This window comes from Nesterenkonia sedimenti (assembly GCF_012641515.1).
Lineage (GTDB): Bacteria > Actinomycetota > Actinomycetes > Actinomycetales > Micrococcaceae > Nesterenkonia > Nesterenkonia sedimenti.
The window spans coordinates 190,481-204,982 of the sequence record NZ_JABAHY010000002.1; the positions used below are offsets into that span (position 1 = coordinate 190,481).

The 14,502-nt window shown below is 62.0% G+C and carries 17 protein-coding genes and 1 pseudogene; 8 read left to right on the forward strand and 10 right to left on the reverse strand.

Annotated features, from left to right (window positions below; genetic code table 11):
- Positions 1–120 precede the first annotated feature (120 nt).
- On the forward strand, positions 121–924 hold the full coding sequence (locus tag HGQ17_RS03875) for a winged helix-turn-helix transcriptional regulator (protein ID WP_168886649.1): 804 nt from the start codon (positions 121–123) through the stop codon (positions 922–924).
- Here the strand turns inward: HGQ17_RS03875 and HGQ17_RS03880 are convergent.
- Positions 921–2,018: a hypothetical protein gene (locus HGQ17_RS03880; RefSeq protein ID WP_168886650.1), complete on the reverse strand. Its 1,098-nt coding sequence runs from the start codon at positions 2,016–2,018 to the stop codon at positions 921–923. The genes HGQ17_RS03875 and HGQ17_RS03880 overlap by 4 nt on opposite strands.
- Before the next feature lie 43 nt (positions 2,019–2,061).
- Positions 2,062–3,063 carry an aldo/keto reductase family protein gene (locus HGQ17_RS03885; RefSeq protein WP_168886651.1) on the reverse strand — a complete coding sequence of 334 codons (1,002 nt, stop codon included), beginning with the start codon at positions 3,061–3,063 and terminating at the stop codon, positions 2,062–2,064.
- A gap of 134 nt (positions 3,064–3,197) precedes the next feature.
- Here HGQ17_RS03885 and HGQ17_RS03890 point away from each other — a divergent pair, with 134 nt between their 5' ends.
- A complete protein-coding gene (locus HGQ17_RS03890; protein WP_168886652.1) occupies positions 3,198–6,233 on the forward strand; it encodes an AfsR/SARP family transcriptional regulator in 3,036 nt (1,011 codons plus the stop codon).
- Here the strand turns inward: HGQ17_RS03890 and HGQ17_RS03895 are convergent.
- Positions 6,230–7,777, reverse strand: coding sequence for an MFS transporter (locus tag HGQ17_RS03895; protein ID WP_168886653.1), 1,548 nt, complete (start codon positions 7,775–7,777; stop codon positions 6,230–6,232). The genes HGQ17_RS03890 and HGQ17_RS03895 overlap by 4 nt on opposite strands.
- A 131-nt stretch (positions 7,778–7,908) precedes the next feature.
- Here HGQ17_RS03895 and HGQ17_RS03900 point away from each other — a divergent pair, with 131 nt between their 5' ends.
- On the forward strand, positions 7,909–8,184 hold the full coding sequence (locus HGQ17_RS03900; RefSeq protein WP_211090408.1) for a hypothetical protein: 276 nt from the start codon (positions 7,909–7,911) through the stop codon (positions 8,182–8,184).
- Positions 8,185–8,274: 90 nt separating this feature from the next.
- Positions 8,275–8,512, forward strand: a pseudogene (locus HGQ17_RS03905) (IS3 family transposase); the annotation flags it as partial.
- A gap of 98 nt (positions 8,513–8,610) precedes the next feature.
- On the opposite strand, the gene HGQ17_RS03910 reads toward HGQ17_RS03905, so the two are convergent.
- A complete protein-coding gene (locus HGQ17_RS03910) occupies positions 8,611–9,345 on the reverse strand; it encodes an NAD(P)-dependent oxidoreductase (RefSeq protein WP_168886654.1) in 735 nt (244 codons plus the stop codon).
- A gap of 104 nt (positions 9,346–9,449) precedes the next feature.
- Between HGQ17_RS03910 and HGQ17_RS03915 the strand changes: the two genes are divergently transcribed.
- Entirely contained in the window at positions 9,450–9,995 is a 546-nt protein-coding gene (locus tag HGQ17_RS03915; RefSeq protein WP_168886655.1) for a Rossmann-fold NAD(P)-binding domain-containing protein, read from the forward strand.
- A gap of 8 nt (positions 9,996–10,003) precedes the next feature.
- On the opposite strand, the gene HGQ17_RS03920 is transcribed toward HGQ17_RS03915, so the two are convergent.
- The 6 genes from HGQ17_RS03920 to HGQ17_RS03945 form a co-directional block, all read right to left on the reverse strand.
- On the reverse strand, positions 10,004–10,246 hold the full coding sequence (locus HGQ17_RS03920) for a MerR family DNA-binding protein (RefSeq protein ID WP_168886656.1): 243 nt from the start codon (positions 10,244–10,246) through the stop codon (positions 10,004–10,006).
- A 16-nt stretch (positions 10,247–10,262) separates the two neighbouring features.
- The gene (locus tag HGQ17_RS03925; protein WP_168886657.1) at positions 10,263–10,907 is read right to left on the reverse strand and encodes an NADPH-dependent FMN reductase; all 645 of its coding nucleotides are present in this window, start codon (positions 10,905–10,907) and stop codon (positions 10,263–10,265) included.
- A 131-nt stretch (positions 10,908–11,038) separates the two neighbouring features.
- Positions 11,039–11,602, reverse strand: a complete 564-nt coding sequence (locus HGQ17_RS03930) for a dihydrofolate reductase family protein (RefSeq protein ID WP_168886658.1) — start codon at positions 11,600–11,602, stop codon at positions 11,039–11,041.
- Between the two features lie 12 nt (positions 11,603–11,614).
- Complete coding sequence (locus tag HGQ17_RS03935; RefSeq protein WP_211090409.1) at positions 11,615–12,283, reverse strand: alpha/beta fold hydrolase; 669 nt, start codon at positions 12,281–12,283, stop codon at positions 11,615–11,617.
- Between the two features lie 79 nt (positions 12,284–12,362).
- Positions 12,363–12,785, reverse strand: coding sequence for a VOC family protein (locus tag HGQ17_RS03940; RefSeq protein ID WP_168886659.1), 423 nt, complete (start codon positions 12,783–12,785; stop codon positions 12,363–12,365).
- A 4-nt stretch (positions 12,786–12,789) separates the two neighbouring features.
- Complete coding sequence (locus HGQ17_RS03945; protein ID WP_168886660.1) at positions 12,790–13,212, reverse strand: helix-turn-helix domain-containing protein; 423 nt, start codon at positions 13,210–13,212, stop codon at positions 12,790–12,792.
- Between the two features lie 96 nt (positions 13,213–13,308).
- On the opposite strand from HGQ17_RS03945, the gene HGQ17_RS03950 reads away from it, so the two are divergent.
- The 3 genes from HGQ17_RS03950 to HGQ17_RS03960 all read left to right on the forward strand — a co-directional run bounded on the left by HGQ17_RS03950 (position 13,309) and on the right by HGQ17_RS03960 (position 14,412).
- Positions 13,309–13,539, forward strand: coding sequence for a CopG family ribbon-helix-helix protein (locus HGQ17_RS03950; protein WP_168886661.1), 231 nt, complete (start codon positions 13,309–13,311; stop codon positions 13,537–13,539).
- A gap of 3 nt (positions 13,540–13,542) precedes the next feature.
- Positions 13,543–13,890 carry a type II toxin-antitoxin system PemK/MazF family toxin gene (locus HGQ17_RS03955; RefSeq protein WP_168886662.1) on the forward strand — a complete coding sequence of 116 codons (348 nt, stop codon included), beginning with the start codon at positions 13,543–13,545 and terminating at the stop codon, positions 13,888–13,890.
- Positions 13,891–13,977: 87 nt separating this feature from the next.
- Positions 13,978–14,412, forward strand: coding sequence for a VOC family protein (locus HGQ17_RS03960; RefSeq protein WP_168886663.1), 435 nt, complete (start codon positions 13,978–13,980; stop codon positions 14,410–14,412).
- Positions 14,413–14,502 lie beyond the last annotated feature (90 nt).

A 14,502-nucleotide genomic window follows, 5' to 3' on the forward strand; every position in this document is an offset into this window, starting at 1 on the left:
GTCAAGCAGCAGTTGAGCCTTCGAGTTTCGTTGAAGCCCAGACCCTGGTGGGCTGTATATCATCTGGACATCTGCTGTACTGCTGGCGCCGGCGAGCACGATTAACCCGAAAGGAATGGCATGGAGGAGGGCACAGGGGAGACTGCGCCGCAGTTGCGCATTGCCTCCCCAGTGATGATTCTTGCCGGACCCTCCCCGGCAACCAATGAACTTACCCAGCGGCTGCGCAGCCTGGATGTGAAAGTTCTGCAGGCGGCCAGTATCACTGAGGCCCGCCAGGTCACTGCCGATGAGTCGCCGAACCTCCTGGTAGTCGATGCACGGTTAGCCCGCCGGATTCCCCAACTCGAAGACGCAGTCGACGATATCCGCTCCGGGGAGGAGGAGACTGCGCTGCTGGCATGGTTCGACGCCGATGTGCCCCTGGAAGACATCCTCAGCCTCTGCCGGGCCTGGGATGACCATATGGCCGGCGGGATCGCCGTAGAGGAGTCCCTGCGCCGTCTGCATTTCCTCACCGGACGGCTGCCCGAACAGCGAAGCGGCGAACGCCTGATCGTCGGCGACCTCGAGATGGACACCTCAACCCGAACCGTAACCCGAGCAGGAGTGGACATCGACCTCTCGGATACCGAGTTCCGCCTGCTGCGGCTGTTGATGCGCCATGCTCGTACCGTCCTGCCGAAGTCCCAGATCCTTCAAGAAGTTTGGGAGTATGAATTCGCCGGGCAGGCCAATATCGTCCAGCTGTACATCAGTTATGTCCGCAAGAAGATCGAAGCTGACTGGCCGCGGATGATCCACACTGTCCGGGGAGCAGGCTATGTGCTGCGCCCGGCTCGAGGAGCCGAGCAGTCCGGGGCAGACCAGGGTGCAGAAGAGCAGACGGAATCGGAGCAGTCCGAAACCTCTGCGGCAGGCTAGCTGCTGCGGCGGGACATCATCACTGCACTGGAGCCCAATGCAATGGTCAGCAGGCCCAGGAAGCTGGCGGTGACAGCTGCCGTTGAGCCGCCGGTCTGGGCAAGGTGTCCGCTCTCCTCGCCGGGCTGCTGCTCATGCTCGGCAACGTCCTCAGCAGTGGGCGCGGAGTTATGGCTGGAGCCCTCGGGGCCGCCTGCAGGATTATTAGCGCCATCGCCGCTGAGCTCACCTGCGGTGACGGCCCCGGGCATACCGGGCATCGGCAGCTGGGGCAGCGGCAGGGCGAATGTGTCCGTGGGAATACCGGGCATCCCAGAGGGCAGGTTCAGTGAACTGCTGCTTGAGGCAGGGTTAGAGGAGCCCTCTGTTGCATCCGGAGTGGAATCCGGGCTGGGTGACTGAGTGGTCTCCGGGGCCCCGGGTGCGGTGAACTCGCCGGTCTCGGGGTCTGTGGGAGTCTCCGTCGGAGTGCCAGTGGCTGTCTCATCCGAAGTTGGAGACGGTGACGGCGTCGGGGAAGTGCCAGCCTCGACAGTGATGACAACCTGAGTGGTGGCCTCCTGGCCGTCGGAATCCCTGGCCTTGACTGTCAGGGTGTCCTGTGGCCGGGAATTGGCCTCTTCCGGAGCCGTATAGATCAGCTGATTGCCGGAGAGATCCGCAGAGGCACCCACCAGCTGCGGTGGACCACCCATGCTGAACGAGGCACCATCAATGCTGGTCGTGCAGGTGGAGGTGGCCGTCTGGCCCGGCATCACACTGCGGTTCTGGCAATCGACATGATGGGTCAGAGTCTCGTCCCCGCCCGCAGCATCTTCATCTGTGGGGCTTCTGCCGGGATCCGGGGTGTATGTGGTGTCCTCGTCCTCCGCCTCATCCGGTTCCTGAGTGGGAGTCGGGGCACGTCCCTCTTCCTCCTCCTCAGTCTCCTCAGCGGGGGATGGGGACTCAGGTACTTCGATGCCTTCAGGCTCTTGAGTCTGGCTCGCAGAAGCTGCCGAGGCATAGGCGAACACCAGCCCGGCAGCAAGTGCTAGGGCTGTGAGTGTACGCAGCGAAAAAGAGATGGTTCGCTCGGCCGTTCCCGAAACCACACCAACAGCCTAGGGCATTGGCGCAAGTTGCCACGCCCTGTTTTTAGGTCAGTCGCTCCGGCGGTGACTTCGTCAGAGCGGGGTCATCCTGGGCCAGATGGCCGATCACTGCATCGATGGATTCCATAGTGGAGGAGTCCAGTGTCACACCGGCGGCAGCCACATTGGACGCGATCTGCTCCGGCCGGGAAGCGCCGACCAGGGCCGATGCCACATTCGGATTCTGCAGGGTCCAAGCAATCGCCAGCTGGGCCAGGGTCAGCCCGTAATCATCGGCAATCGGTTTCAGCTTCTGCACCGCCTGCAGAATCTCATCGGTGAGGTACTGCTGGATGAACTTAGATGTCTCCTCATGAGTTGCCCGGGAGCCCTCCGGCAGCGGCTGGCCGGGCAGGTACTTACCGGTCAGAGCACCCTGAGCAATGGGGGACCAGACAATCTGGCTGATGCCCAGCTCCTCAGATGCCGGCACCACCTCGGGTTCAATAACCCGCCAGAGCATGTTGTACTGCGGCTGGTTGGAGATCAGCTGGATGCCCAGCTCCTTGGCCAGGGCGGCCCCGGCGCGCAGCTCATCGGCGGTCCACTCACTGACCCCGATATACAGTGCCTTACCCTGGCGGACCACATCGGCGAAGGCCTGCATGGTCTCTTCCAGGGGAGTCTCGTAGTCATAGCGGTGGGCCTGGTAGAGGTCCACGTAATCGGTGCCCAGACGCTTCAGCGACCCATTGATGGACTCCATGATGTGCTTACGAGACAGCCCGGTGTCATTGGGGCCCTTGGGGCCGGTGGGGAAGTAGACCTTGGTGAAGATCTCCAGGGATTCGCGCCGCTGGCCGACCAGAGCATCGCCGAGCACCTGCTCGGCAACCGTATTGGCGTAGACGTCAGCAGTGTCGAAAGTGGTGATCCCTGCATCCAGTGCTGCATGCACACAGGTGGTGGCGACGTCGTTCTCCACCTGGGAACCATGGGTCAGCCAGTTGCCATAGGTGATCTCAGAGATCTTCAGACCGCTATTGCCGAGGTATCGAAACTCCACGTCTGCTCACTTCCTGTCGGAATCGTCCAGGGTGCCTTCACCCTTCACCCTTCACCCTATCGCCCGATGGTGACAGGGACCATAGAATCGGCCGTGAGGTCGATCTCCCGTCATGGCCGGAAAGCGAGTCAATCATGAGGGTCGAAGTATTGGGGCCCATCCAGCTCCGAGACGACGAGGCCGAGGTGGTTGACGTCCCAGAGCGGAAAGTCCGAGCCCTGCTGGCGGCCCTGATCGCCGCGGCCGGGGAGACAATATCGGCCGAGACCCTGATCGACCGGGTCTGGGGTGAGGACCTGCCCAGCAACCCCTCACGGGTCCTGCAGGCCAAGCTCTCCCAACTGAGGTCCCTGCTGGAGCAGGCAGCACCTGGGGCTAAGGACATGCTGGTCCGCTCACCGGGGGGTTACAGCCTGCAGGTGAGCGCAGGGGCATCCGACGCCGCCGCGTTCCGGGAGGCCGTGCAGACCGCCTCCCAGCTCTCGGGAGCCCAGCGCGCAGAACACCTGAAGGATGCACTGGGGCTCTGGCGCGGGGCCGCCTATGCGGAGTTCGCCGATGAGCTGTGGTTGATGCCCGAGGTCAGCCAACTGCAGCAGGAGCGACTGACCGCGGTGGAAATCGCAGCCGAATCCCTGATCGAAACCGGAGCGGCCGAGGAGGCAGTTTCACTAGCTGCCCCGTATTTTGCGCAACATCCCACCCGGGAAGGCCTGGCCGCCCCGCTGCTGCTGGGCTATTACCGCAGCCGTCGGCAGCCTGAGGCTCTAGCCGCCTATGAACGACTGCGCGCTCACCTAGCCGATGAACTCGGGGTGGAGCCCAGTGCCGAATTACAGGACCTGCACCTGAAAATCCTGCGACAGGACCCGGAGCTGGCACCTGTTGTGGAGACACGAGCGCCAGCAGGCCCGGGGACCCATTCACCTGACCAGGTGTCCCCAGAAGGCAATGGGGTGACCAGTGCTGGGCGGTGGCTGCCCTCCTATGCCTCGGCGTTCTTCGGTCGCGAGCAGGAGCTAGCCGAGATTCAGGACCTGCTGAGCCATCACCGCCTGGTGACCCTGCTGGGGATCGGAGGTATCGGCAAGACTCGGTTGGCTGTGCGGACCGCGGCAGAATTCACCGAGCACACTCAGACAGAGGTCTGGTTTCTGGATCTCAGCGAATTACAGCCCAGGCCTGATGACTATATTGCCTGCCGGGTTGAGCGGATCTACCGGATTACCGCCGAAACCCTGCAGCTGACTGCCCACCTGTCCAGCAACGATTCGATCGCCTCACGTATCCAATCGGCCCTGCAGGCTCGTGAGGCACTTCTGGTCCTGGATAACTGTGAGCATGTCATTGATGAAGTCGCCACCTTCACCGACGAACTGCTGCGCAGCGCCCAGGGGGTTCGCGTGCTGGCTACCAGCCGTGAACCGATGGGTCTGGCCGAGGAACAGCGGTTCGTCGTTCCCCAACTGCAGGTCAACGGAGAGACCAGCCCCGCGGTTGAGTTCTTCCTGACCCGGGCCCAAGCGGTGAACTCCGCTATTGCCAGGGATGAGCAAACAGTGACCGCAGCCTCTGAGCTCTGCCGTCATCTAGACGGCCTTCCCTTGGCATTGGAGCTGGCTGCTGCCCGTACCTCAGTTCTTTCAGTTCCTGATCTACTGGATCGGATCACCGACCGGCTGGATCTGCTGGCCCGCCCAGGCCGGGCTGCACCCCGGCGCCAACAGACCCTTCGCGGCATGCTGGACTGGAGCTGGTCCCTGCTTGAGGCCGAGGAGCAGGCGTTGTTGCGCCGCCTGGCGGTGCACCCAGTGATCTGGCGATTGGATGTGATCGAACAGGTCTGCGCCGATTCCGGCCAGTGGCCGACCCTCGGGGGTGAGTCCTGCCCAGAGGCGCGCGAGCTCAATATCTCTGTCGATGGGCAGGTGCTGCTGTCGCGTCGTCGTGTGTTGCCTGTTTTGGCGAACCTCGTGGAACGCAGTCTGGTTTCAACAATCACCGTCGGGGGTGAAACCCGGTACCGGTTACTGGAGACTGTCGGCACCTATGCCGCAGAAAAGCTCGACGACGCCGGCGAGCGGGATCCGCTGGCGCTCAAACACATCGACTACTACCGCAACCTGGTCGACTGCGCCTCGCTGTACCTCTTCGGCCCGCAGGCCCGGGAGTGGGTGGTCACCATTGATGAGGCCCGGCCGCAGATTGCTCTGGCCATCACCGAGGCTCTGCGTCGGCAGGACGGGGCCAGTGCGGTGAGCCTCGTGTTGGCCACCTTCTGGTTCCGGTGGATGACCGGACGGGCCGATGCGCTGTTGGAGGAGCTCTCGGCCGCCGCAGCCTGCCCGAACCCTAGTGAGTCCCCCGAGGAAAAGCGGGCACACGCCCAGGTCACTGTGTTGGCGCGTACCGTGGCCGATCAACCTACGCGGTTAAAGGTCGAGCCAGTGCTGGAAGCCCTTGAGTCTTTCGGTTCTGATGAGCAGAGCCAGCTGGCCCGAATGGAGGTCCAATGGTTCGGCGCCACGGTGATGTTTGGTGATGCCGCACATCTGGAGCAGGGGTTGGAATTGTTCCGGGAGGCCATTGACTATCTGATCCAGGCCGGGGATCTTCGCGCGGCCGCATTCGCCAGCACCCAACGGGATTGGTTCCTGCTGGAGGTCTGGGCTGAACCGCCGCAGGGGTTGCCCGGGGCTCTTGATGTGGAACAGATTCTGCGTGATCACGGCGATTCCTATGGGCTCACCCAGGCGCTGGGGGTACAGCACCTCTGGGCCGAGACCCACGGGCGCAGGGCCGAGGCACGTCGTCTGCTCGATGAGGTGATCGATCTCTGCGCCGACCTGCAGTTGGACGGGGAGTTGTCGTTCTGGCTGATTGTGGAGGCCGTACTGGCACTGCGAGAAGACAACGACGACGCCGCCGAGCAGCTGCTTGCCCGCAGCCTCCGGTTAGCCCACCGGGCGGCCTATGTGTACTGCGTGACCCTGCATGATGCCACTGCCGCGATCCTAGCCGCTAAGCGGGGTGATGCGGCTCGGTCCAACCAGTTACTGGATGGGCTTAGCCCGGAGGATAGGGACAGCAGTGTGCGCCTGCTGCAGCGGTACCTGAGCCCAGAGCAGATTCCTGAAGAACTACGGACTGTAGGTGCCCCCTCGGCCTAACTGGTTTTACTGCGGCGTAGCAGGAAGATCACGACCACGCCCAGGACAATTGAGGCGATGGCGAATAATCCGTAACCGGCCTGCAGTGTGCGGGTGAAGGCGCCTTCCACCGCCTCGATAAGCGATTGGGCCTCGGCAGCAGGGAGCTCGGCGAGCACCGCGGCGGAGGCGCCGAAACTCTCACCAGAGGTCTCGACGGCTTCAGCGGGTACATTGCCGCCAGCCCAGTCGTCCAGAATGCGGCGGTACAGAGCCAAAGCACCGGCGCCCAGCAGGGCGATAGATGCCCCCATACTCAAACTCGCGGTGACATCCTGTACTGCGGTCGCCGGACCGGTTTTCTCCTCCGGGGCCGCACTGATCATCAGTTGAGAGACCAGGATCATGAAGGGGGACCCTACGAAGGTCATCACAGTCAGGGCGATGACCAGGTTCACCAGACTGGCCTGGCCCAACATCAGTACCACCATGCCAATGGCTATGCCCGAGATGAACAGCGGGATGGCGATAGCGAGGCCCCGGTTCTTCACTGCCGCCAGTAGTGGGCTGAGCAGTGAGCCCACGGTGCTGCCCAGTGCCGGGGCGAGTAGCACAAGGCCCGCCTCCAGGGGGCTGAGTTCGCGGACCAGCTGGAGATACTGGGGAAGAAGCATGTCTGGCAAAGCCATGGCGAAGGACCCAACGAACAGCACCACCAGCATGATGCGGATCGTCCGGATGCGGAATAGCTGCAGATCCAACAGCGGGTGGGCAGTCTTGCTCTGTCGGTGCAGGAATAACCACAGGAGCCCCAATCCCACACCCGTTGAGACCAACGGCAGCCAGGTGAACCCGGCGGCGGAGAGCTCCTGCAATCCGAAAACCAGGGCCAGAATTGCCGCAATGGAAAGCACCACCGAAAGCCCATCAATCCTTACGCTGCGGTCAGCATGATTGCATTCCAGCAGGAAGGGGCCACCGATCAGCAGTATAGCGGCTATGGGTACATTGATGAGGAAGACCGCACCCCACCAGAAGTGCTCCAGGATGAACCCACCCAATGGGGGACCAGCGGCCATTCCTCCGGTGAAGGCGGCCATGAAAATGGCGAACGCGATGCTGTACTGCTTGGGGTCACGGAATGCTCTTCGCACTAGCACCATCCCGGCCGGTGTGAAGGCAGCCGCGGCTATCCCCAGCAGGGCACGGCCTCCGATGAGCATCTCGGCGTTTACCGCGTAGGCAGCGATCAGCGAGGCTGCCCCATAGACTGCTACCGCACCGAGCAGGAGTTTGCGGGCTCCGATTCGGCCGGCCAATAGTCCGAAAGTGATCATTGTCGCGGCGCTGAGGAACTCCCCAATGTGCAGGATCCACAGCTGCTGGGAGCCCACCGGCAGAAGGTCGGCCGCGATCGAGGGCATCGCCAGGAACAGCACGGTGACATCCGTGGCCAGCATGAACAGTGGGACCACCATGATGGTCAGTCCCATCCACTGTTTGAGGGTGGCCTTCGGTGGGGCCAGGTCGACGGCGTCGTCGTCGTTCTTTGTGTGTGTCGTCATGACCCCAGAGTGTGTGCGGGGCACTCCGGTTCTGTTCCGGGCCCCAAAGCCGTCCGCCGGAACATCGCCAGAGCAGAACCGGAACATATGGCGGGAACTATCGGGATATAGGCCCCCGATGAGAGGAAGCCATGGAGATACCGCAGAGAACCCAAGCGGCAGCCCCGGAGGTGCCGCCGAAAGCCACGGCCAAGGAATGGGCCGGATTGGTGCTGCTGGCCCTACCGATGATGGCGCTGTCCACCGACCTCACCGCCCTGTTCTTCGCATTGCCCACGCTCAGCGCTGATCTGGAATCAAGCGCCACACAGACCCTGTGGATCACCCATGTCTATGGCTTCTTGATCGCAGGGTTCTTAGTCACCGCCGGGCGGGTGGGGGACAGGATCGGCCCCGGAAGCTGCTGATGATTGGGGCCGCCGCGTTTGGAGTGCTCTCGGTGGTGGCCGCCTACTCCACAAGTCCGGAGATGCTGATCGCGGCTCGTGCCGCTCTGGGTGGGGCGAGTCGGCGCGGCTGGGGACAATGCCGCGATGGAGAGCTTCTTCAGCCTGCTGCAGAACAACGTCCTCGACGCGAAGCCCTGGGCCACCCGCCAGGAGCTTCGGACCTCTATAGTGCGGTGGATCGAGAGGACTTATCACCGAAGGAGGAAGCAGAAGGAACTGGGGGACATTGACCCCTGTGGCATTCAAGGAGAAACTGCTGACCCAGGCCCTGACTCTAGCGGCCTGACCAAGAAACCCCACCTGTCACCCGTTCCTGCATCAGCCCCCCAAGCAGAGCAGAGGCTCTGGGTGGAGAGTTGACGGTCATCGAGGGAATCAAAGAAATCAGCCAGCAGTTCTCGCTTGGCTGCGGTGCGCTAACTGATCTGCACCATGGACCAATCTTGGTCCATGCCAAGCGGCGTCGTCCATAGTCTGAGCCCTCTTGCTACCGAACCCATAGGCCCGGTGATAGGTGCTGGTATCCTCCAGAACCTCCAGCAATCCAGCGGCCAGATCAGGTCGCCGGCTCGGCCCTGAGACGTTGGTGTCCAACGCCATCTGGTAGGGGCCCACCTCATCGGCATCCACCAAATATCCGGGGCGGACAACGGTCCAATCCCAGTCCTCGCTCCGGTCTTTGAGATAGGTCTCCATACGTTGGAGATCCGGGTAAATGTGCTTGCCCCAGTACGTCACCATTGGCACAAGCAGGCGTTTTTCGAAGAAGCCCGCACCCTCCCAGGTCTTCAGTACAGGAGCAGCAGAGATCACCACCAGTCGCCGGATACCACGGGGGTACATCGCTGCCAGTACGTGCACCACCCCCAGAAGGCAGGTGGATTCCGGACCCTGGCGGGAATCACCCCGCCCCAGGGCAGAGATCACCGCATCGGCGTCGTCGGGGATTTCTAGCCGGGGGTCAGTGACAACATTGCCTTGGATCACCTCAACCCCAGCAGGGGGCTGGTACTTCGCGGGATTGCGCACCAATGCGGTCACTCGGTGGCCAGCGGCTGCTGCCTGCAGCGCCACATGGCGGCCGGTTCCTCCAAATGCGCCAACAACAACGATATGCATAACGAATCGCCCTCTCAGGGGGCCGAGGCCCTCTGGGGCCGGAGCAAATCCGGAGCAAGCCCACAGGGGCATCGGGCCGTACAGTGTGTAGAAGGTGGTTGATTATGTTGGAAAATGTGTTGGTCTTCGGTGGAACCGGGATGCTCTCTGGTGCCACCCAGTGGGTGATGCGGCGAGCCCGTCACACCACAGTTACTGGCCGGAGTGAACACCGGCTCAAGCGACTGCAGGAAGGCGACCCAGGGGAGCGGGCCAGCTTCCACCCGTTGGATTACCGCGACACGGAGGCTCTGAAGTCACTGCTGAGCTCCACGGTCAATCGGCATGGTCCGGTCGATCTGGTCCTCAGCTGGATCCACAGCACCGCACCTGAAGCTTTGCCGACCATCGTCTCGGAGTTCTCACAGACTTCGCAGCAGTGGCACCTTATTCACATCAAAGGCAGTGCCAACGACGACGCCGCTATCCGCGCTCGCCCTGAAACTGCAGACAACTGCCAATACCGTGAGGTGCTGTTGGGGTATCAGCGCACCGAGAAGGGTTCCCGGTGGCTCACAGATGAAGAGATATCCGAGGGCGTGGTCGCGGCAATCCAGCAGGATGCCGATATCACCATCGGCCAACTCGAGCCTTGGTCAGAGCGGCCCTGAGCCAGAGCTCAGCGCAGTTCGGCCCCGAGCTCACAGAGTTTGGCCTCAGTCCCCAGGGCAGCCAGATGTCGTTTCAGATCAGCCACCCGCTGTTCAGCCTGCTGCACCAGATGATCGGACATCTTCGCCCAATCCTCCGGCTTCGGGTCCGCAGGAAGGCCCCCGAACAGTTCGGCAATTTCCCGGACTGTCAGGCCCACCCGCTGGGCCAACTTGGCCACGTGAATGCGGCAGGGGGCAGTCAGTGACATGAGGCTCACGCTACGCTCAGACAGTTGCCGGCTCAAGGGTTGACGGCTTATCGTCGGCGGCCAGCGCGAAGTCCAACCCTGGGTAGGGTCGGTTGGCTCGGGCCTCCCGCAGCATCGGAGCCCACCAGACCAGCTCATCGAGTACGGCCACCGCAGGAACACGGAGGCCCTCACTGTTCACGGGTTTGCCATCGTGGTCGAACAACTTCCAGAAGTCAGGCAAAGAGATGAAGTTCTTCACCGTCACCGCGGGAAACTCAGGGAAAACCCCGCGCAGGTGCTCAATCGAGGTGAGTCCGCCGGTGATGCCTCCATAGGAAATGAAGGAAATCGGCCGTAGGGCCCACTCGCCGTAGAACCAGTCGATAGCGGTTTTGAGAACCGCGGAGTAGCTCCGGTTATAGACCGGGGTGACCAGGACGAAGGCGTCTGCTTTGGACAGTCGCTTACCGAGCTTGGCGACGTCGTCGGGTAATTCGGCGTCGGGATCGTTGCCAGCAAGCTCCATGGGCAGTTCGTACTCAGCCAGATCGATGAGGTCGACGTCGAAGGCCTCGTGACGCTCCGCCTCCTGCGCAAACCAGGCAGCTGGGGTCGGGCCGAATCGGTCTGGACGGATGCTGCCGATAATGATGGCAAGTTTCGGTTTGGGGGTTGTCATGATCTGTTCCTCCAGTCAGGGTGGTGAACCTTGCACTGCCAGTGTGGAAGCGCGGCGTTCCGAGAATGCTCCGGGAACCTTCCGCTCATCAGTGGCTGCACCCCACGCTGAGGGTTGAACATATGCTGAAGTCAAGAGGCGTACTCTTCCACCGCGACTCCGGAGGCGAAGGTGCGCGTGCCCATATGGGTGAACGGCCGAGCTGTATATGCAGCGTTGCCGAACAGCGGGATACCCGAACCGAAGACCACCGGATTACGTTTGAGCACCAAGCGGTCGATCTCGGGCAGCAGCAATCCCGCCAACTCACCGCCACCACAGAGCCAGATATCCAAGCCATCTTCCTGTTTCAGCTCCCGGACGGTCCTCAGCGGCTCCGAGGTCAGAGTGATGTCTGAGTGTGTCTTGCGCGGTTTTCGGCTGGCCACGATCTGCCGCAGATGAGAGTAGGGGCTGGTGATCCCGGCCTCCAGCGCAGGGGTGAGGGTATTCCAGCCCATCACCACAGTGTCTAACCGAGTCCGCGGAGGAGTGGTTCCCAGGGCTGTATGCGCATGGGTCGGCAGGGCATCGGCGAATTCCTCGATCACCACCGACATATGGTCACCCTCGGTGGGAAATGCCTCATACCCGCCCTGCGGGTCGGCGATATACCCGTCCAGACTGACGGCCACGTAGTAGATGAGTTCACGCATGAACAGCTCCAATCAGGACATAAGAGGGCGCAGGAAGCTGCCGACGTCGTCGGCGATTGTCGCCGGCGCTCCAGCATTGACCACATGTGATGCCCCGGGATAGATCCGCACCCTCCCCTGGGGGAGGGCTCGACCGGCGACATCGGAGGCCGCCTGGGGGTCCAACATGACCGAATGCTCAGCGATGACGGCCAGCACCGGCATGGTCAGGTCTCTCAGTTGAGCCTCACTGATCCGATGCGGAGCCGGAAGCCGCAGCTTGAAGGTGCGCTGACCGACCTCCAACATCCGTGCCTCAGGGGAGTCGCCGGCCGGTGCCCCATTGGCGATATAGGAGTTGAAGCTGTCCCGCCAGGATTGCGGCATCAGCGGGACCGAGGTTGGAATCGATCGCAGGATAGTTTTCGGCGGAATATTGTCGAAGACAAAGACGGGGTCCACCAGGGTCAGCGCGCGGATCGTCTCCGGCTGATGCCGGGCGAGATTAGCCGCGGTCCATCCGCCGATCGAGACTCCCATGAGGTGAATCTGGTCTGCTGGGAGTTGTTTGAGTACCTGATGGAGCCAGCGGGCCTGTTCGGCGTCGTCGTCGATGGGATGTTCTTGAACGCTCATGCCCGGTTCGCCCAGCAGATCGAGGCTGTAGACATCCCCGATCTCAAGTAGCGGCGGGATATTCACGCCCAAAGTGGGGGAGGCTACGGGGCCATACGGCCGACCGGTAGACCCAACCTGGGTATCGCCGGCTCACCAACTCTGCTCAGCCGGTCCAATCATTGCGTTCGGTGATGCGGATCTGATTGCCGAAGGGGTCCCGGATAGCCATATCAACGCCATAGGGGCGCTCAGTCGGCTCCTCAACGATCTCCACACCGCGCTCAGCTAATTGCTGATGGGTGGTTCGGCAATCATCAGTGCTGAGGATCATCCAGCTGGATCCGCCGCGTTCGGTCAGTTCGCGCAGCATATCGGCCGTCTCGGGGCCTGCCGTCGGGGTGGTGTCCCCGATGCGCTGTAACAGCACCTGGCGGGCCGGATCCTGCCGAAGGTAGACGGTCAACCAGCGCATGGGGCCGAAATCGACATCGGCCTCCACCTCGAATCCCAGTTTCTCTGTGTAGAACTCCAGGGCCTGGTCCTGATCGGTGACGTACATGGGGGTAATAGTGATTCCTGTAAACATGACTTCAGCCTATGGAGGCCTCAGCAGGTTCGGCTTCTCCAAAACTGCTCGATTCCCGCCATGCCCTGGCAAAGCAGCTCGGGACTCCAGGCGCCGGTGCCTCATCTCGGAACTGGGTCGGCGTCGTGCCTACCAGCCGGCGGAAAGTGCGGGTGAAGGTGCCCAGGCTTTCATAACCAACTGCCCGAGCAATCTCTGTCACCGGTATCGGGGTGGTGCGCAGCAACCACTGGGCGCGCTCAATTCTGCGCCGGTACAGATACTGATGGGGAGTCTGACCGAATACCGCTCGGAACCGACGGGTGAAATGGGCCGGCGACATCCACGCCACCTGCGCCACGGCAGGCACATTCAACGGTTCAGCGAACCGCCTGTCCATGGCATCCCGAGCCCGCAGCAGCCTGCGGGTCTCACTTTCAGCCTGCATAAGCTCAGCTTAGAAGTCCCGCAGTCGTAAGGATAGGGGCGTGGGTCAGTGAGGTGGTCCATTGCTACCGGGGTAGCACCTTAGTAGCATTAAGGTATGAAGATCAGCGTGAGTCTTCCCGAAAATGCCGTGCAACTGCTTGATGACATCGCGGAGCAGCAGGGTTTGGCGTCGCGTTCGGCAGCCGTCGCGAAGGCGCTGCAAATTTACCGGGAGCTCCAGCTTGGCGACGCCTATGAACAGGCGTGGAAAGAGTGGGATGAGTCGGGTGATGCGGAGTTCTGGGCTGCGACCGTGGGAGGCGGCATTACCGAGGAGTCGAGGTGAGGGTTGCGCCGAGGCGATATCTATCTAGTCGATCTTGAGCCAGCCGGGGGGTCAGAAGCGAATAAGCGCCGCCCCGCCATAATCGTGACGAATGAGGGCGCTAATAGCCGAGCCGCACTCAACCAGCGGGGAATCCTGACTGTTCTCCCCGTTACCTCCAATATTGAGCATGTTCTGCCATTCCATGTTTTGCTGCCGAAAGCCGATACCGGATTGCCGAAAGACTCCAAGGCGCAGGCGGAGTACATACGAGCAGTAAGTGTTGACCGTTTTGGCACGTATCTCGGAACAGTAGGGGATGGACTTATGGGGCGTATCGACGATGCGATCCGCTTGCATCTCAGTCTGTGAGGGACACAGCGACCGCCTCGAAGTGGACCTTCGGCACCTCGTAGAGCAGCTCTAGTCAGCAGGTCTGTACGGCTGTAGCCTGAGCCCATGTCACAGGCAAAAACGGTGCAGATCACTTTCGACTGCGAGGATCCGCGTGCTGTCGCCAAATTCTGGCAAGCCGCATTGGGCTACCAGGATCCGCCAGTTCCCGAAGGTTTCGACTCCTGGGATGCGTTTAACGCGGCCCTGTCGCCGGAGCAACAAGGCAGCGCCTGGGTAGCTCAAGATCCTGACGGCGTCGGGCCGCGCATGTACTTCCAGCGGGTGCCCGAGAAAAAGGCCACCAAGAACCGCGTCCACCTCGACATCCGCACCGGCACCGGGCTCACCGGCGATAAAAAGCTCGCCGCCCTCGAAGCCGAAGCCCGCCGACTAGAAGCCCTCGGCGCTCGCCGACTCCAACTACTCAAGGCCGACGGCGTCAACGAATCCTGCCAGGTGATGCAAGACATCGAAGGCAACGAGTTCTGCCTGGATTGATCCGGTGGCGCCTAGGGCGGCGCTGAGCTGAGAACCGCGCGGCGTCGTCGTCGTGGAAATTGCCGGCTAGTGGCCCGAGTTTAGGGTGGC